Raw genomic sequence first — 18846 nt, forward strand, 5'->3', positions numbered from 1 at the left:
GTCCTAACCGCACTTCCCAAACCCCGACCCCGACCAGTGGTACGCCCACCCCGACGACATCACCAGCTCCGGCCTCGCGGTCCTACTCGACACCGGCAGTGACCGATGAGCAGTGTCGCACCCTCGTCGGGCACGCCGTCAACCCGCGCATCGACGTCGCCGGTATCTCGGTCTCGATGAACGCGACGGTCGGATCCATCACCCTGCCGCCGGAAATCGCCGTCAACGACGATGCCGTCGCCATACTGGCTGGCCTGGCCGTCACGGCCGCGCCGCAGTCGACCTCATCGCCGACGTCGCGACCGGCCATGCCCGCGGTAGAGTCATCGCCGACCAACTGTTGGGATCATGATGTTGGTGGCGCAACGCGGGTGTGGGTCCAAGGAGGGGCCGTTCGGCGGCAGGATGAGAATGTCAATCGCTGCATACGCCACCACGAAAGACCCGCCGTGACTCACCGTGATGGCCCACTCACACCCGCCGGAAGACGGCGGCTGGCGCAACGGTGCGAGTATCGTCCGATCGTTCGGAGTCGTCCTATACCGTCGAACGACGGGCTGTCCACCTCGGGGAATGTCGTCAACGGACGACGACCCGGATACGGCGGAGGTTCTGCCTCGAGCTTCCTGGCGGCCCCGACACAGATGTAGTCGGCGATCTGCTCCCCCCGCGCGTTTTCGAGCCACCGGTCGGCTCATCCTCGTGGTCTGCGCGACAGGCGTTCGACGAGTTCGGCGTTGGCGCGGTCGCTGGTGTTCAGCGGCGGTGGTGCGGGTATTGCGGTAGGCGTTGTTGGAAAGAGAGGATCGCGGGGTTCTGGACCGTGCCGTTGCGGATCTCGATCGCGCGTCGGACGGTTTCGTGATCGTCCCAGGTGGAGTGTCCGGAAAGGACCGACCGCAGGTGCGGCAGCAGCGCGTCGCTGATCTCCCAGGTCGCCGAGTTCCACAGATAGGACGGGCTGTGATCGACAGCGTAGTAGGTGACCCCGTCGCCGACCGGGAGGGTCGGCTGGGTGAACGTCGTGGGCTGCGCCCAGCTGAAGCCCATGCCTTCGTCGCAGGAGACGTCGACGATGAGGCTACCCGGGGCGAAAGCGGCGAGGTCGTGTTCGATGAGGAAGGTCAGCGGCGCGTCGGTGTCCTGCAGCACGCAGTTGACGACGATGTCGTGCTCGGCGAGGAACCCGGCCAACGGTACCCGGCCGGGCTCGGTGTGCGCGTAGCTGCGACGCGGGTCGCCCGGGTTGTTTGCGTCGTGGTCGAAATGCACCATCGTGGCGGAATGGATCGGCGATCCGACCGTGCTGAGGCCACGGGCGGTGAGAACTTCGACGTCGTGGATCCCGTGGGCGTTCAGCGCGGTCACCGCGCCGCGCGCGGTCGCGCCGAAGCCGATCACCGCCGCTCGCAGTCGGCGGCCGTAGTCCCCGGTCGACCCGATCAACTGCAAGGCGTGCAGCACCGAGCAGTAGCCGGCCAGCTCGTTGTTCTTGTGGAAGACGTGCAGGCCGAACGAGCCGTCGCGCCGCCAATGGTTCATCGCCTCGAACGCGATCACGGTCAGTCGACGGTCGATGGCCAGCTGGGTCAGCTCGACGTCCTGCACACAGTGGGGCCAGCCCCACAGCACTTGGCCGGTCCGCAGTTCGGCGACGTCCTCCCGCAACGGTTTGGCCAGCAGGATGACCTCGCACTCGGCGATGAGCTGCTCGCGCGTGCGCATCCCTGCGACCATGCCCGCCAATCGCTCGTCGGGCACGCCGAAGGGTTCACCGTAGCCGTGTTCGAGGTAGATGGTTTCCCGCAGATCGGCGTCGATCCGGTCGAGGTGGCGCGGGTGGATCGGCAACCGCCGTTCGTTCTCTTTTCGTGAACGCGCGACGACGCCGAGACTGAGCTGGTGCACCGGAGGCCCCTTTGCTAGGAACTAGTCTTAGCACACCCCGGGCAATCGTCGTGTCCTCGGGTGGTGCCCAGTCCCGACCTCGCGCAGCACACCTTCACGACTGCCACGGACCAGAACGACACCGACAGCACGCAACTGCTCGCACTGCCGCCGAGCGGAGGCAGATCAAGGACGGCGGCGTCCCGGTAGTAACGGAGCGAAAAAAAGGGTGCTACCGCGTGCTGTGCTGGTGGTTCTGGAGAAGTCCACTCCAGATGGGCCGTCAGGATTTCCTGACAGCCGATAGACTGTCAGGAAATTCAGGCAACGGATTCGAAGGCAGGTATGAGTAGAAGCACCGAAGATGGACAGCATGAGGGATGGGTCATGCAGCTGTTCGCAGATGGCTACGGCGGCGGCGGCGGATACAGCAGCGAAGGCATCCCGGTCACCCACGCTCCGGATGGTTCACTGATCGTTGACCGCGAGTGCTATCGCGCCGAAGAGGAGATAACCGGCTGGCAGGTGGCGTGCGTTGCGGTAGGCAGTGGGCGCATTCACTGGCGGGGCCCGGTCTGGACCCGGACACGCGCAGCCGATGATGCCGATACCCACTATTGTTTCAACGACGGTCACGGATTTGCCGAGGACTCCGGCGAATTCGGAGATGCTGCCATGCAGGACTGGTACGCCCATATCCGCCCGTTCCAAGCGCTGCGACAGATCGAGGTAATCACCGACGAAATCGCCGAAGCTGAACACCGGCGCATCGAAGCTGTGCGTCAGGCCCGCGCAGGCGGAGCTTCTTGGACCGATATCGGCCGCGCCGCCCGCATAACCCGGCAGTCCGCACACGAGCGCTGGTCGAAACCGTGAGAACAATCCGCGTCGATGCGATCGAGGCATTGACCACTCCGGCAGTCGAGGCGAGTTCTGCACCACGACTTCTCGCTCTTGCGTCCACCTCCTCGGGCGAGTGAAGAACGCCCGCGGCGCTGCCTGCTCCATTGTCGCCGACGCGTACCCGTTGGCTTGATCCGGGCTGTGACGAGTCCGGACAGGATCGGTTCACCGACTCGGCGCGACGTCGATCTTCCCGTATCGGAGCTGAGCCTGTGAGGGCTGAGCTCCGACGCCGGACAGGAGTATGTCTACTTGCGCTTCTTGTTCCTGTTCTCCAGGGCTTCGACACCGGACTCAGGCGCGGCTGCCTTGGCCTTCTTCTCCGCTCGCTTCTCCTTGATCGATTTTCCCTGCTTCTTGGACATCGTGCTACGCGGAGATTTGTCGGACAATTGGGCATCCTTTGTTTGCAAGACCTCGGCGGTCTCGTTCCCTCGACAGTACGCCCCCGGGGAGGTTCCGGCCCGGATCAGAGCGCGGCGCGCTGGCATTCGAGCGTTTCCTCGACGAGCGCGCATTGGTTGTCCGACAACGCATCCGGCCTCAGCCGAACGGCGCGCACAGCCGACGAGTGCATCCTCGGGCGGGTATGTACGGTCGTGAAGCGTGGGCACGTCGACACGGCGTTGCTCATCCTCTCGGCACCCCCAGCGCCGAAGATGATCGTGCACCACGCTGAACGCGCACCATCCGGCAGAACAGTGTGCTTTTGCCGGTGACATACATTCGTCCACTACTGCCCCGAGCAGAACTCAGGGGAACATCAGAGTCTCCATCGGATCCAGACGATTCATTGAGCAGTGCTCTGCGGTACACGCGGAAGAAATGGTCAGCGCCCGTGTCGATTCCGTTTGCGTACTTCTCCGTCGTGTTCTTCGATGGTGTGGTCGAGTCGGCGGCGGCTCGCGGGATCGGTTGTGGCGGCTCGTGTTCTGCGGAGTGCGGCGAGGTCGCGCATCAATTCCAGGTAGTTCTTTTCACTTACTGCGGGCATCTGCTGCTCCTGGCGCTGACGGCAGCCGTCCGCTTCGCATATGTTCTCGCTGCGATTGTCCGAGTGCATCGGTCGTACGGCAGGGGCTGTCCGGTCGCCCAACGCATCCGGGTGGCTGCTTGTTCGGGTGCGGTGTGGGCGGGTACTACGAGCAGTGCCAGCCGTGCGCCCTGCGGTCCGAACAGGTGCACGATGCCGCCCTGGCAACCATCGGCGCTGGATACTGTTGTGTTCCAGTCGAATCCGATGTGTTCCAGCCGACCGAGGCGCGCCGCGAGAACAGCGATCACCTCGTGCAGTTCGGTCATCGGCTCGGCGGTGCGCGGCCACCATGCGCCGTCGATTGACCCGGTGGCGGCGTCTGGCTCGCGCAACACCAACCGTGGCGCTCGAGGCCGCGCCTTCCCCGGCGACGGCACAGGTTCACCGGTCATGTCGGAACGCGGGCAGGAAGCCATGGCCCCTTCGACTGGCTGGAGCACAATCTGAGGGGCGTGTTCAAGCGCTGGTCGCGGGTCACGCGTTCGATCACCGTGGCGGTGAACTTCTCCGCGCCGTCGGGGAAATGACCGCAGAGTGCTCATGCAATCGGTCTGTTCGGGGACGAGCGGCTCGGCAGCCTCCCCGCCGCGTACATCCGATGGTTACGGCCTCTGGGTGCCCCCGGCGGGATTCGAACCTGCGGCCTGGCCTTTAGGCGATGGTTACGGCCTCTGGGTGCCCCCGGCGGGATTCGAACCTGCGGCCTGGCCTTTAGGCGATGGTTACGGCCTCTGGGTGCCCCCGGCGGGATTCGAACCTGCGGCCTGGCCTTTAGGCGATGGTTACGGCCTCTGGGTGCCCCCGGCAGGATTCGAACCTGCGGCCTACCCTTTAGGAGAGGGTTGCTCTATCCCCTGAGCTACGGAGGCTGGCCGGTATCGGTGTTGGTACCGGGCCCGCGCGAGTTTACCCAATGCGGGCGATCGTGTGGGATTTCGGGTCGGGTGTCGGGAGTGGTACGGGCGGGTCAGGGGTGCGGGGGCGTGGGGGCGGTGGATTCTTCGTAGTCGGCGGGGGTGAATTTTCTTGTCTTCCAACGGAAGAGGACGGTGGCGCCGGGCCAGTTGTTGGTGATGCGGCCCGAGGCGTTGCGGTACCAGCTGGAGCAGAAGTTCCAGGGGGTGTCCTTCAGGCGGCGTTGGAGCCAGTCGTCCCAGGACTGTTCGGTGGCAGGGCGGGCCGAGAGGTAGCGGCCGGGTCGGGGGGACAGGTACTGGACGATCTGGCGGATGTAGCGGGCCTGGGATTCGAGCATGTAGATGATCGACCCCGCGCCGACGTTGGTGTTCGGGCCGTACATCAGGAACAGGTTCGGGAACTCCGGGACCGATATGCCCAGGTAGGCGCGGGCGCCCTCGGGGGACCAGACATCGGCGAGCTTGCGTCCGGCGCGGCCGTAGATGTTCATGGGGGCGAGGAATTCGGTGCCCTTGAATCCGGTGCCGTAGACGATGACGTCCACCTCGTGCTCGACGCCGTCGGCGGTGCGGATGCCGGTCGGGGTGACCGCCTCGATGGCGGTGGTCTCCACGGTGACGTTCGGCCGGCTCAGCGCCGGGAAGTACTCGTTGGAGAACAGGCCGCGCTTACATCCGGCGGCGTAGTCGGGAGTGAGTTTGCGACGCAGTTCCGGATCCGGAACCTGCTGTTCGCGATGCCGATCCGCGATGCCGACCACCGGACCCTTGATGCCGGGGATATCGGTGAGCGCGAGCGCCATCACCTCGAAGAACAGCCAGATCGCGAACCGCTCGGCCCATCGGCTCGGCGGGAACCGGTTGAACAGTGCGTGATGGAACGCGGTGTACTCGGTGTCGAATTTCGGCAGCACCCAGGCGGCCGAACGCTGGAACAGCGTCAGGTGCGCGGCCTGCGGCTGGATCGCCGGAATGTATTGGATCGCACTGGCTCCCGTGCCGATGCAGGCGATCCGCTTACCGGTCAGGTCGACGTTGTGATCCCATTCGGCGGAGTGGAACGCGGGCCCGGTGAAGGTGTCGATGCCCGGGATGTCGGGCAGCGCCGGACGGGACAGCTGGCCGACCGCGGGGATCAGCACGTCTGCGGTCAGGGTGCTGCCATCCGCGGTGCGGACCTGCCAGATGCCTTGCCGCTCATCGAATTCCGCATCCGTCACCTCGGTGCCGAACCGGATCTTCTCGGGCAGGCGGTACTTGTCCGCCACCGAACGCATATACGTGTGGATGTCGGCCTGCTGCGAAAAGCGCCGCGGCCAATCGGATTTCGGCTCGAACGACCACGAGTACAGCGGTGAGGGCACATCGCAGGCGGCGTTGGGATAGGTGTTCTCCCGCCACACCCCGCCGAGGTCGGCGGCCTTCTCCAGGATCGTGAAATTCTCCAGGCCGTTGCGCTTCAGCTCGAGCGCCATGCCGAGCCCGGCGAATCCGGCTCCGATGATGAGGATGGAGGGCGTGCGGGTCATACCCCAGAGATTATGTGGTCGGACCGCGTTTTCTAGGGGAACGCCGGACATCGGATCAATATTTTCGGCCAACCTGGCGGGCGAGTCGCGGAGTTGATCATGATCCGGGTATTTACCCTGCTCCCAGGGCGTGTTGCAGGTTGGTCTGGCTTCAGTCGACTCAATAACGATGACGCGCGGTATCAGCTATCCTCGCGGCAGGTGTGACCTCGTTCACGGGTGAAGGAGTGGCGTTCGGATGTTGAGCACGATGCAGGACGAGCAGCTGTCGCTGGCTACGCTGTTGCGGTACGCGCAGAGTTTCCACGGCGATGCGACGATCTCGACGTGGACGGGTGAGGGTGTTCGCACCATCACCTATCGGGAGATGGGCGCCGAAGCGGCGCGGCTGGCCAATGCCCTGCGCGCGCTGGGAATCGGCGAGGGTGACCGGGTCGCCACCTTCATGTGGAACAACACCGAGCACATGGTCGTCTACGCGGCCGTCCCGGCGATGGGTGCGGTCCTGCACGCGCTGAACATCCGGTTGTTCCCCGAACAGCTGGTCTACGTGGCCAATCACGCCGAGGATCAGGTGGTGATCGTCGACGGTTCGCTGCTGCCGATGTTCGCGAAGTACCTGCCGCAGCTGCGCACGGTCCGGCACGTCCTCGTCGCCAACGGCGATCCGGCCGAACTCACCGCGCCCGCCGGAGTCCAGGTGCACTCCTACTCCGAACTCCTTGCCGCACAACCGGATACCTACGACTATCCGGTTCTGGACGAATATGCACCCTCCGGGATGTGCTACACCTCCGGCACCACCGGAGATCCCAAGGGCGTGGTCTACTCGCACCGGTCCAACTGGCTGCACGCCATGCAGGTGATCTCGCCGAACAGCATGGGATTCAGCGATCAGGACACCGTGCTGGCCATCGTGCCGCTGTTCCACGCCAACGCCTGGGGTATGCCGTATGCGGCGATGATGACCGGGGCCAGCCTGCTGATGCCCGACCGGTTCCTGCAGCCGAGCCCGCTGCTGGAGATGATGGCCCAGGTCCGGCCGACCTTCGCCGCCGCGGTGCCGACCATCTGGGGTGGTGTGCTGGCCGCACTCGAGGCTCATCCCCAGGACATCTCGCACCTGCGCACCTGCGCGGTCGGCGGTTCGGCCCTGCCGCCCTCGATGATGCGTGCGTTCCAGGACAAGTACGGCGTGAAGCTGTTGCACGCCTGGGGAATGACCGAGACCTCGCCGCTGGGCAGTATCGCGCACCCGCCGAAAGGTGCTGTGGGCGATGAGGAATGGGCCTATCGCGCCACCCAGGGCCGCTTCCCGGCCTCGGTGCAGGCGCGGATCGTCGGCGACGACGGCAGTGTCCTGCCCGATGACGGAAAGTCGGTGGGCGAGTTGGAGGTTCGCGGTCCGTGGATCGCCGGATCGTATTACTCGCCCGACGGCGCCGAGGTGGACGCGAGCAAATTCGACGACGGCTGGCTGCGCACCGGCGACGTCGGGCACATCAGCCCCAACGGCTATCTGACCCTCGTGGACCGCTCCAAGGATGTGATCAAATCCGGCGGCGAGTGGATCTCCTCGGTGGATCTGGAGAACGCGATGATGGGTCATCCGGCGGTCGCGGAGGCCTCGGTGATCGGCGTCCCCGACGAGAAGTGGGACGAGCGCCCGCTGGTGGCGATCGTGCTGAAGGAGGGCTTCACCGCCGAGGCGGCCGAGTTGCAGGGCTACCTGGTGGACAAGTTCGCCAAATGGCAGCTGCCCGAGCACTGGACGTTCATCGATGAGATTCCCAAGACCAGCGTCGGCAAGTTCGACAAGAAACGCCTGCGTGCGCGGTACGCTGACGGGGATCTGAAAGTTGTTACGCTGTAGGGGATTCCGACGATGACGCTGGGGTTGGTCCGCACCCTGGGGGTGCGGGCATGGACCGAGCTGGAATATCTGCGGTTGTGTGTGGCCAGCGGCGTGATCGGGATCGACGCACCCGCCACGCTGCTGTCCGCGGGTAGTGCGCTGCTCAAGTACGGTGTGCTGCCTGCGGCGCTGAGCCTTTCGGCGGCGCGCCACGGCGATCGGACCGCGGTGATCGACGAGCTGGGTGCGCTGAGCTATCGCGAGCTGGATGACCGGTCGAACCGGCTGGCCAACCAGTGGCGGATCCGCGGATTGCGCGATGGTGAAGGCGTGGCCGTGCTGACGCGCAATCATCGCGGAATGCTGGACGCGGTCTTCGCCGCCGCCAAGTGCGGTGCGCGAATCATCCTGTTGAACACCGATTTCGGTGGACCGCAACTGCGCTACGTCGCCCGTCGCGAGGGCGTGGATCTGCTGGTGTACGACGAGGAGTACGAATCGCTGCTGGGTTCGCTGAGCCCGCGTCGCGGAGCGTATCGCGCGTGGTCCGATATGCGCGATGCCAGCGATCTCGAATCGCTCATCGCCGCGGGATCGCCCGACGCGCCGCCCGCGCCGGGCACGAATTCGACCATCGTCCTGCTGACCAGCGGCACCACCGGTACGCCCAAGGGGGCGCCGCGTCCGGAACCGCGTTCGCTCGAACCGCTGGGCGCGATCCTGAGCCGGGTGCCCTTCCGCACCCGCGAGGTCACCGAATGTCCTGCGCCGCTGTTCCATACGTTCGGTTTCGCGATGGCGATGCTGGCCATCGGGTTCGGGTCCACGCTGGTGATCCGGCGACGTTTCGATGCGAACCAGGTGCTCGAAAGCATGGCCCGGCACCGGGCGACCACGCTGATCGCGGTGCCGGTGATGCTGGCCCGGCTGACCGAACTGGATCCCGCGGCGTTCGCGCGAAAGGATCTGTCCGCGTTGCGGATCGTCTTCGTCGCGGGCTCGCAGCTCGGCGCGGACCTGTGCCTGCGAGCGACGGCGATCTTCGGGCCGGTCGTCTACAACCTGTACGGATCCACCGAGGTCGCCTACGCGACCGTCGCCACGCCGCGAGATCTGGCGATCGAACCCGGTTGCGTGGGCAAACCGGTGCTCGGCGCGGTGGTGAAGATCCTGGACGAGACCGGGCGCGAGCTTCCGCGCGGGGAGACCGGACGCATCTTCGTCGGCAATGCCATCCAGTTCCAGGGCTACACCGGCGGTGGCGGCAAGGAATGCGTGCGCGGGTTGATGTCCTCCGGCGATGTGGGCCACTTCGATTCCGCGGGAAGGCTTTTCATCGACGGACGCGACGACGACATGATCGTCTCCGGCGGAGAGAACGTCTTCCCCGCCGAGGTGGAGGAACTCCTCAACGCGCACAGCGCCATTCGCGAGGCCGCGGTCATCGGCGTACCCGACGACACCTTCGGCGCCCGGCTGAAGGCGTTCGTGGTGACCGGCGAGGATACGCAACTCACCGAGGACGAGGTGAAATCCCATGTGCGGGCGAGCCTGGCCCGCTACAAGGTCCCCCGCGAGGTGGTGTTCCTCGCGGAGTTGCCACGCAACCCCACCGGTAAGGTGCTCAAGCGAGTTCTGCAGGAGCTCTAAGGTTTTCGTGCGCGCAGGCTGCCTGTGCGGAGAGCCGGTGCGGGCGGAAGGGATCGCCCGCACCGGAATCCGATCCGGATCAGCAGTTGCGGAGTTCGGGGCTCTGGTTCAACAGCTGGGCGCGGGTGGAGATGAACGTGGTGTAGGTGTCGCCGCCGACCGCCGAGATCGGGAAGGCTGCGACGCGGTGGCAGTTCTGGAAGGCCAGTTTGATGCCGAAGTGCCGCTCGAGACCGCCGCGGATGGAGTCGGACGCCATGGCGCGCAACAGCTGGCCGCGCGCCGTCTCATCCGGTGGCGGGGTCTGGTTGTCGGCGAATTCTGCTGTGCCGGAACGCAGTTCGGCCGCGACGCGACTGACCACCTCGTAGGCGTAGGGCAGTGAGTTGCGGACGCAGTCGACGAATTCATCGTCGGAGACTTCACCACGTTCGGCGCGCTCGAGCAGTGCGGTTGGTACGTCGAGTGACATGACGCTCTCCTCCTGGTAGGGCGGATGATGCCCTACGAGTCTAAACGAAAAACGTTGTCAATAACACTGGATTCTCCGTGAAAGTGCTTTTTCCAGAGCCGCTTTCGCCTCCTCGGACAGTCGGCGCACCAGCTCACCGGCCGGTTCCCGACCGGCGAGGGCATGGGCCTGACCGGCCCAGAGGTTCACCGCATCGGCATCGCCGGAGGCGCGGGCCGCGGCGCGCAGTGGTCCGGTGGCGTAATGGATTTCGGGATAGGCGACCGGTGCTTCGGGGTGGTCGAGCATGAACCGGTTGCGCAGTCCGCGGGCGCGGCGGCCGGTGAACGCGCGGGTCAGCATCGTCGGAATGTCCAGTGCCAGCGCGTCGCGATGCACCTGTGCGGTTCCGGCCTCCGGGCAGTCCAGGAAGGCGGTGCCCAGTTGGGCTGCGGTCGCACCGGCCGCGAGCGCCGCGGCCACGCCCGCGCCGGTGGCGATGCCGCCCGCGGCCACGACGGGCAGATCCACGGCGGCGGTGAGCAATTGGACCAGCGCCAGGATGGTGAGCGGGTCGGTCGCGTCGTCCTCGGCGCGATCGGCGAAGGTGCCGCGATGTCCGCCCGCTTCGGCTCCCTGCGCCACCAGCACGTCGGCCCCGACCTCGCGGGCGATGCGGGCCTCGGCGACCGAGGTGACCGTCACCCAGATCTCGGATCCGGCCGCGTGCAGGCGTTCGATCTCCTGCGCCGAGGGGCAGCCGAAGGTGAACGAGACCGCCGGGACCGGGTCGGCGGTGAGCAGATCCAATTTCGCGGCCCAGTCGTCGGTGTCGAACTTGGGTTCGCCGAGCGAGAAGGCGCGGCCGAGTTCGTCCAGATATCGGGCGTACCGGTCGACGGGGGTCGGGGTGCCGGGCACGAAGAGGTTCACCCCGAACGGTCCGCCGTCCAGGGCGCGGGTGGCGGCGATCCGCTCGGCGGTGGCCGGGGCCGTGAGATATCCGGCGGCCAGGAAGCCCAGGCCGCCCGCGCGCGATACCGCCGCGGTCAGTTCGGGAGTGGACGGCCCACCGGCCATCGGAGCCAGCACGATCGGGGTTCGGAGCTCGTCGATGATCACTCTCACAGTGTGGCCCCGACAGGGCCGCGGGATGCTTGTGATCCCACTCTCACCTGCGTCTATTCCGCGAAAGGTTGCGAAAAGGTCACGACGGAGTACAGTTTCCGTCACACCGATGCCGAATCGTTACCGAATTGCAGGTTTCGACTTCCGGAAGCGTTCCGGCATTACACAACCGAAGTGAATCGACGCTAGGACGAACCTTGCCGCAGCACCGGGAGACATCCAATTCCGTATCGGTCAGGGACCTGCTCGGAGATGGCGTCGTGAGCCGCTCGGCCCGGCATCGGGCCGAACCGCGCCACGATCGGATGCGGCTGGCCGCGGGCACCGCCGTCGCGACCGGCGCGCTGATCGGCGTCACCGCCCAGTTCGCCCAGGCCGCCCCGCTGCCGGGCGCGCACACCGCCAACAGCGCCGACACCATCGCGCTCAAACCCGCTGTCGCGCAGGCCGCGCCGACCGCCGAGGCGCACACGGGCGTTCCGCTGGAGGCCGCGGCCCCCGCCCCGGCGGCGGCACCGGTCGCCGCGCCCGCCCCCGCGGCCGCGCCCTTCGGGCTGCAGAATCTGCCTCCCGAGGTGGCCGGGCCGCTGTCGCAGGCCGAGCAGGTGATCAAAAACCTTCAGCAGCAGGCCGCGCCGCAGACCCAGGCGCAGGCCGTTCGCCCGGTCTCCGGCCAGCTCACCTCCGGATACGGTTCCCGGTGGGGCGCATTCCATTACGGCGTCGACTTCGCCGATCCGATCGGCGCCCCGATCTCCTCGGTGGAGAACGGCACGGTGATCCAGGCCGGGCCCGCCTCGGGATTCGGCCTGTGGGTGCGGGTCCGGCAGGACGACGGGACCACCGCCGTCTACGGCCACGTCAACCAGATCCTCGTGCACGAGGGCCAGCGGGTGAACGCGGGCCAGACCATCGCGACGGTCGGCAACCGCGGCGATTCCACCGGCCCGCATCTGCACCTCGAGATCTGGGATCCGGCCGGCCACAAGATCGACCCGGCACCGTATCTGGCCGCCAAAGGGGTTGTATTACAGGCGCAGTCGTGGGGATCGGGACAGTAGCGGTGGGCGCCGCGGGCCGCACGCGGCCACGGCTCGCCGTCGTCGGGGGCGGTCAGACCGACGTGCACGAGCTGTTCGACACCGGCTCCCTCTACGGGCGCACCTACGCCACGCTGGTCCAGCATCCCCGGGCCACGCTCGCCGAACTGGGCGCCCATTTGGAATGTCCGCTGGAACTGGTCCAGGCCGCGCTCGACCGGTTGTGCGAGGTGCAGGCCGTGGTCCGGATCGACGCCGGGGGCCGCACCGTCTGGGATGCGCACGCACCCGAGGCGTTGTCCGAGGCCGAGGCACGTCGCCGTCAGCAGGACACGGCCCGGATGCATGCCGCCGCGGCCCGGCTGGGCGAGACCTTCCGGTCGGTGCGGCGGACGGGGCGCGGTGACGGCGTCATCGTGCCGATGTACGAAACCCGGGAGATCATCGCGGAATTCGAGGATCTGCATCGCGGCGCGCGCAAGAATGTGCGGCTGATCGAACGCGGTCCGTACGTCTGCGACGCGGAACGTTCCGAGCGGCTGTTCGAGCTGAAGTCCGCGCGACTGGCCGCCGGGGTGCGCTATCAGCTGCTGTATCAGGACACCATCTATCAGGATCCGGATCGGTTGCGGCACGCGCTGGCCGTCACCGCCGCCGGGGCGCAGGCGCGCACGCTGCCCGATCCGCCGCTGAAGGTGATCGTCGCGGACGGTGAGCGGGCCACGATCGTGCTGCACAACGACGAGCGGCGCGGCGATCCGATGGGCCTGCGGATCGGTCCCTCGCCGACCCTGGACATGATGATGCGCACCTTCGACGTGCTGTGGTCGTTGTCGGCGCCGATCTCGGTGAATCCGAGCGAGCCCCTGGACGAGCGCGATCGCGCCATTCTGACCCTGATGGGCCTGGGCGCCACCGACGACACCATCGCCCGCAGGCTGGGCATGTCCCGGCGCACGGTGGTGCGGCGTACCGCGAGTCTGCTCGAGCGGCTCGGTGCGAGTACCCGGTTCCAGGCGGGCGTACAGGCGATCCGCCGCGGTTGGTTGTGAGGGACCTTCCGCAGCGGTAACGCCGAGATCCGTAGCCGTATATGCTTTCTCGGACCGTGCGAGTGGGGCTCGACCTTGGTTCTGCGGTGCGGACCTGCCGAACGCGAGAGGTGACAGCGCTCGAATGCATACAGCTCGTCGTACTGCACGGGGAAATCGTCGTCGACGTTCCGGTAATCCCCTCCTCGGGCAATTGCTCACCGCGGCAGTGGAATCGGCCGCCGATGCGGTGGCGATCCGGGCGCACTCGAGCGGTGATCCGGCCGATGCGCGAGAGCTGAGCTATCGGGAGTTCGACGAGGAATCCTCGCGGCTGGCTCGCGAGTTGATCGCGCGTGACATCGGGCCCGGCGACGTCGTGGCCGTGGGGATGGGCCGTTCGATCGAATCGGTGCTGTCGGTCTGGGCGATCGCCAAGGCCGGTGCGGCCTGCGCGCCGGTCGATCCGGCCGGTCCGCCCGAACGCATCGCGCGCATTCTCGCCGAATCCGGTGCGGCACTTGGTTTGACGACCACCGGGTACCGCGCGGACCTCGGCGACGACGTGGAGTGGCTCGAACTCGATGAGGCGCGCACGAGCGAACGCATCGCCGCGCGCGCCGCGCATCCGATCTCCTACACCGACCGGGTGCGCCTGCTCACCGAGCAGCATCCGGCCTACCTCGTGCACCCCGCCGACTCGACCGGGGGCGTCGTGGTCACCCACACCGGTCTGGCCACCGTGGTCAACGCGATACGCGAGCAACTCGGCGTCGACGGGGAATCCCATGTGCTGCAGCTGAGCGCACCGGATGCCGACCTGGCCATGCTGGAACTGCTGTTGACCTTCTCCACCGGGGCGATGCTGATCGTCGCCCCGCCGGACGCGTCCGGCGACCGGCTCGCGGATCTCCTGCGGCACGAGCGGATCACGCATCTGCTGATCACTCCGGAAGCGCTCGAGCCGGTGGACCCGTCGGGCCTGCAGGACCTCGAGGCCGTCGCGGTGGTCGGGGACCGGTTCGATCCGGAGCAGATCGACCGATGGGTACGCGACGGACGCGCGGTCCATACCGCGTACGGACTTCCCGAGGCGACGATTCTGGATACCGTCAGCGGCCTGCGCCGGCCGGGCGAGATCGCGACGATCGGTGCTCCGATCGCGGGAATCGGTGCGTTCGTGCTGGATTCGAGGTTGCGCCCGGTGCCCGCGGGCATCGTGGGCGAGTTGTATCTGTCCGGACCGGTGCTCGCGCAGGGGTATTCGGGCCGCCCCGGGACGACCGCCGGACGGTTCGTGGCCAGCCCGTTCGGCGCCGAAACCGGACAGCCCGGTATGCGATTGTGCCGAACCGGGGATCTGGTGCGGCGCAACGACTCCGACGGTTCCATCGAATTCGTCTCGCGGATGCCCGAGCCGACCTCCGCGATGCGCGGGCCCGTCCCGTCCGCGCTGCTGGAGCAGGCCGTCGCGGAGACCTTCGCCGCACTGCTGATCAGTGCCGACGCCGAGCCGCGCCGGATCGAGGCGACCGACGACTTCTTCGCGCTGGGCGGCGATCCCGCACTGGCCGCCGTGGCCGTGGCGCGGATCGGCGCCGCGCTGGGGCTGTGGGTTCCGGCCCGGTTCGTCTTCGAGGCGTCCACGGTGCGAGGTCTGGCCGAACGCATCGGGCGGCACGTGGATTCGGTGTCCGCGCGAGCGCTGCGGCCGATGCCGCGTCCGGAGCGGATTCCGCTGTCCTATGTCCAGCAGCGGATATGGTCACGCAACCGGTTCGATCCGGCGAGCGCGACCGACAACATTCCGGTGGCGATGCGGGTGGGCGGCCGGTTGGACATCGAGGCGCTGCGCGCCGCGGTCCGGGATCTGGTGGTGCGGCACGAGGTACTGCGCACCGTATTCCCCGAATTCCGCGGCGCGGGTTATCAGCTCGTCCTGCCGACCGCCGATCCTCGTGCGACACCGGACGTTCCGGTCGTCCGGGCGGCGGAGAACGAACTGCTGGGGCTGGTATCCGAGTTCGTCGGCACGGGTTTCGATGTGACCGGCGAACCGCCGGTTCGACTACGGGTGCTCACCGCGGGCGAGACCGATCACGTCCTGGTGTGCGTCCTGCATCGCATTGCGGGAGACGGGTTTTCGACCGGCCCGCTGACCCGCGACCTGATGACCGCCTACCGGGACCGGGCCCGGGGTGAGCAGCCGCAGTGGTCGCCGCTCGAGGTGCAGTACGCCGATTACGCGCTCTGGCAGCGCGAGGTGCTGGGCGCGGAGGACGATCCGGAATCGATTCCGGCACAGCAGATCGAGTTCTGGCGCGGGGAACTGGCCGGGCTGCACGAGCAGGCGGAGCTGCCCTCGGATCAGCCGCGTCCGGCGATCGCCTCCCAGCGGGGCGCGACGCTGGAGTTCGAGATCGACGCCCGGGTGCACGCCGTGCTGAACCGGGTGGCGCACGAGCACGGCGCGACCCTGTTCACGGTCCTGCACGCGATGCTGGCGATCCTGCTGGCGCGCTTGTCCGGTACCCGCGACATCGCGATCGCCGCGCCGGTCACCGGACGCGGTGCGGTGGCATTGGACGAGCTGATCGGCGTATTCGCCAATACCCTGGTCCTGCGCGCGAGTATCGATCCGGGTATCGGATTCGGCGATCTGCTGACCGCGGTGCGCGATACGGACCTAGCGGCGCTCGCCAACGCCGACGTGCCGTTCGAGCAGTTGGCCGAGGAGTTGGATCCGGTGCGGTCCGCGGCGCGGCATCCGCTGTGCCAGGTCGCGCTGACCTTGCGGAATACCGCCCGGACCCGTCCGGAACTGCCGGATCTGACCCTCGACGACATCGAATTCGACACCGCGCGAGCCGAATTCGATCTGCAACTGACCATGACCGAACGCCTGGACGACCACGGCGTCGCGCAGGGGATGACGGCTCGGTTCACCTATGCCACGGATCTTTTCGACGATGCGACCGTCCGTGATTTCGCACATCGTTTCGGCCGGGTGATCGACGCCGTCACCGCCGACGACCGGGTGATCGCCGGCGATATCGACGTCCTGCTGCCCGGTGAGCGCGAACTCGTGCTGCGCGAATGGAATACGGCCGGGACTCCGGCGCCGCCGGTGACGCTGGTGGATCTGATCACCGAGCGGGCGAACGAGCGTCCCGGCGCGATCGCGATCCGGTCCGGTGATGCCGGACTCGGTTTCGGGGAGCTGATGCGGCAGGCGAATCGGGTGGCGCGGGCGTTGATCCAGCGCGGTGCGGGACCGGAATCGCTGGTGGCCGTGGCGGTCGAGCCTAATGCCGAACTGCCGGTGGCGCTGCTGGGCGTACTGCTGTCCGGGGCGGGATACGTTGCCGTCGACCCGGACTGGGACGAGCAGTCCGCGACCGTCGGAGGTGTCCCGTCTCCGGGCCCGAACTCGCTCCGGTCCGTACTCGCCGAGACCGCGCCGGTGTGCCTGCTGACCACCGCCGACGTGCGAAAGCGCCTGCCGCGCTGTGAAACTGCCGTCGTTCTGCTGGACGAGGCCGGGACCTTCTCCGACGCCCCGGTGACCGACGCCGATCGGATCTCCCCGCTGCGGCCGGAGAATACGGCCTACCTGGTGTACTCCTCGGGTTCCCTGGGCCGATCCAGGGCCGTGACCATCACCCACCGCAATGTGATCGAGCTGTTCGCCGCTGCCCGGCCGCTGTTCGATGTGGTCGAGACCGACGTGTGGGCGCTGTGTCATTCGTACGCGGTCGATCTGTCGGTGTGGGAGCTGTGGTGTGCGCTGGCGACCGGCGCGGCGGTCGTGGTGGTCGATCGGCCGACGTCGCTGTCGCCGGAGACGATCCGGGAGTTGCTGATTCGTGAGCAGGTGACGGTGCTGCAGCAGACACCGTCGGAGTTCGACGGGCTGGTCGAGGCGGATCGGGCCGCGGGCAGCAGCGAAACAGGATCTGCCAGGCTCGCGTTGCGCTATGTGGTGTTGGCCGGGGAGCAGGTGGATCCGCAGTCGATCCGGCGCTGGTACGAGCGGCACATCTCGGATGCGCCACAGCTGGTGATCATGTACGGGCGCACCGAGACCACGGTGCACGCGTCGTTCCTTGCGGTGGACGAGCATTTGGCGGACGATCCGGTGAGCGCGATCGGGCGGGCGCTGCCGGGACTGGCCTGTTTCGTGCTGGACGAACGGTTGCATCCGGCGCCGATGGGTGTTGCCGCGGAGATGTATCTCGCCGGTGGGCAGCTTGCTCGCGACCATGCGGGGCGTGCGGGGTCGACCGCGACGCGGTTCGTGGCGAATCCGTTCGGGGAGCCGGGCTCTCGGATGTATCGCACAGGGGATGCCGGGCGTTGGATCGGTTTCGGCGGTGAGGCCGTACTCGAATACGCCGGGCGCAGAGAGCAGATCCGGGCGGATGCGGTGGACGTGCCGGTCCGGTCCGTTGCCGAGGATCCGCTCGGCGAACCTGAATCAGGTTATGTAGCAACGGAAGCCGCGCTTGCGGACAGTCGCGCGGTGAGTGCCGCCGGGCCCGCCCTGTCCCAGGCGCTGGCCGCGATCGTCGAAAACGATCCGGACGGGCCCGCGCTGGTGTCCGGCGCCGACGAGATGTCCTTCGCCGAACTCGACGCGCGATCCTCGCGGCTCGCGCGGGTGCTGATCGACCGCGACTGCGGTCCCGGCGCCGGTGTCGCGGTCCGGTTCGATCGCGGGATCGATGCGGTGGTGGCCGTGTGGGCGGTGCTCAAAGTGGGCGCGGCCGTGGTCTTCACGGCGGACGGCGGGCCGGAGCCGCAGGTGACGGTCGGGTTGGCCGCCGTGCCGGTGTGGGATTCTCGGATCGCGGATTCTCGGATCGACTGGCTGGTTCTGGCCGATCCCGACGTCGCCGCCGAGATCGAGAGCCGCTCCGCCCGTCCGGTGACCTACGCCGACCGCACTCGCGCGCTGCGCGGCGCCGATCCGGCGTTCGTCCTCGCGGACACCGTTCTGGGTTACGACGAATTGGCCGCGGCGGTGGAGCGATTGCGTTCGGGCACCGAATTGGATATCGAATCGCGCACCTTTCATCAGGGTGCTGCGCAGTCCCCGGCGGCATTGCTGGAAATCGTGGCGGCGGGTGTTGCGGGGGCCGCATTGGTGCTGCCGGAAAACGGAGACGGCGCGGTCGACGCCGCAGTGCTGGCCGAGGAATGGGTGACGCACCTGTTCATCGATCCGGCCGGGCTCGTGTCGCTGGATCCGGAACCGCTGGAGGATTTGCGAGCTGTCATCGTGGACAATGGCCCGATACCGGTCGGAGGCTTCGGCGTCGCCGAGATGTTCATGGTGCTCGACGAGTTGATCCGGTGAATTCCGGCCCACCGGGTGACCATCGGGGCTCCGTACTCCACAATGGTCTGGTTCCGCGGG

The 18846-nt window shown here is 67.3% G+C and carries 13 protein-coding genes and 1 tRNA gene; 6 read left to right on the forward strand and 8 right to left on the reverse strand.

Annotation, left to right across the window (positions count from 1 at the left end):
• Nucleotides 1-756: 756 nt before the first annotated feature.
• On the reverse strand, nucleotides 757-1908 hold the full coding sequence (locus tag ON40_RS03400) for a N(5)-(carboxyethyl)ornithine synthase (RefSeq protein ID WP_040818383.1): 1152 nt from the start codon (nucleotides 1906-1908) through the stop codon (nucleotides 757-759).
• Nucleotides 1909-2274: 366 nt separating this feature from the next.
• Between ON40_RS03400 and ON40_RS03405 the strand changes: the two genes are divergently transcribed.
• Complete coding sequence (locus tag ON40_RS03405; RefSeq protein WP_040818385.1) at nucleotides 2275-2763, forward strand: hypothetical protein; 489 nt, start codon at nucleotides 2275-2277, stop codon at nucleotides 2761-2763.
• A 275-nt stretch (nucleotides 2764-3038) separates the two neighbouring features.
• Here the strand turns inward: ON40_RS03405 and ON40_RS53075 are convergent, their stop codons facing one another.
• From ON40_RS53075 to ON40_RS03430, 5 genes are all read right to left on the reverse strand, one after another.
• Complete coding sequence (locus ON40_RS53075; RefSeq protein ID WP_169541813.1) at nucleotides 3039-3182, reverse strand: hypothetical protein; 144 nt, start codon at nucleotides 3180-3182, stop codon at nucleotides 3039-3041.
• 437 nt (nucleotides 3183-3619) lie between these two features.
• Complete coding sequence (locus tag ON40_RS03415) at nucleotides 3620-3784, reverse strand: hypothetical protein (RefSeq protein WP_157186181.1); 165 nt, start codon at nucleotides 3782-3784, stop codon at nucleotides 3620-3622.
• Nucleotides 3772-4368, reverse strand: coding sequence for a DUF5994 family protein (locus ON40_RS55925; protein ID WP_373281841.1), 597 nt, complete (start codon nucleotides 4366-4368; stop codon nucleotides 3772-3774). The genes ON40_RS03415 and ON40_RS55925 overlap by 13 nt, the downstream gene beginning before the upstream one ends.
• Nucleotides 4369-4622: 254 nt before the next feature.
• Nucleotides 4623-4695 (reverse strand) — tRNA-Arg (locus ON40_RS03425).
• 98 nt (nucleotides 4696-4793) lie between these two features.
• Nucleotides 4794-6272, reverse strand: coding sequence for a flavin-containing monooxygenase (locus tag ON40_RS03430; RefSeq protein WP_040818392.1), 1479 nt, complete (start codon nucleotides 6270-6272; stop codon nucleotides 4794-4796).
• A 238-nt stretch (nucleotides 6273-6510) separates the two neighbouring features.
• Here ON40_RS03430 and ON40_RS03435 point away from each other — a divergent pair, with 238 nt between their 5' ends.
• A complete protein-coding gene (locus ON40_RS03435) occupies nucleotides 6511-8145 on the forward strand; it encodes a long-chain fatty acid--CoA ligase (protein ID WP_040818393.1) in 1635 nt (544 codons plus the stop codon).
• Nucleotides 8146-8157: 12 nt separating this feature from the next.
• Nucleotides 8158-9777: an acyl-CoA synthetase gene (locus tag ON40_RS03440; RefSeq protein WP_051192636.1), complete on the forward strand. Its 1620-nt coding sequence runs from the start codon at nucleotides 8158-8160 to the stop codon at nucleotides 9775-9777.
• 79 nt (nucleotides 9778-9856) lie between these two features.
• Here ON40_RS03440 and ON40_RS03445 read toward each other — a convergent pair whose 3' ends face one another.
• Together ON40_RS03445 and ON40_RS03450 are read right to left on the reverse strand one after the other, a co-directional pair.
• Entirely contained in the window at nucleotides 9857-10249 is a 393-nt protein-coding gene (locus tag ON40_RS03445) for an SCO5389 family protein (RefSeq protein WP_040818394.1), read from the reverse strand.
• A gap of 57 nt (nucleotides 10250-10306) precedes the next feature.
• Nucleotides 10307-11350 (reverse strand): nitronate monooxygenase, encoded by a 1044-nt coding sequence (locus ON40_RS03450; RefSeq protein WP_174435000.1) that lies wholly within the window; start codon nucleotides 11348-11350, stop codon nucleotides 10307-10309.
• Between the two features lie 266 nt (nucleotides 11351-11616).
• Between ON40_RS03450 and ON40_RS03455 the strand changes: the two genes are divergently transcribed.
• The 3 genes from ON40_RS03455 (at nucleotide 11617) to ON40_RS03465 (ending at nucleotide 18786) form a co-directional block, all read left to right on the forward strand.
• Nucleotides 11617-12417, forward strand: a complete 801-nt coding sequence (locus ON40_RS03455; RefSeq protein ID WP_245567643.1) for a M23 family metallopeptidase — start codon at nucleotides 11617-11619, stop codon at nucleotides 12415-12417.
• Nucleotides 12399-13448 carry a helix-turn-helix transcriptional regulator gene (locus ON40_RS03460; protein WP_245567644.1) on the forward strand — a complete coding sequence of 350 codons (1050 nt, stop codon included), beginning with the start codon at nucleotides 12399-12401 and terminating at the stop codon, nucleotides 13446-13448. The genes ON40_RS03455 and ON40_RS03460 overlap by 19 nt, the downstream gene beginning before the upstream one ends.
• Nucleotides 13449-13641: 193 nt before the next feature.
• Nucleotides 13642-18786 carry an AMP-binding protein gene (locus ON40_RS03465; protein ID WP_051192637.1) on the forward strand — a complete coding sequence of 1715 codons (5145 nt, stop codon included), beginning with the start codon at nucleotides 13642-13644 and terminating at the stop codon, nucleotides 18784-18786.
• Nucleotides 18787-18846: the final 60 nt, after the last annotated feature.

The sequence above is a fragment of the Nocardia jiangxiensis NBRC 101359 genome, assembly GCF_000308615.1.
Classification (GTDB): Bacteria; Actinomycetota; Actinomycetes; order Mycobacteriales; family Mycobacteriaceae; genus Nocardia; species Nocardia jiangxiensis.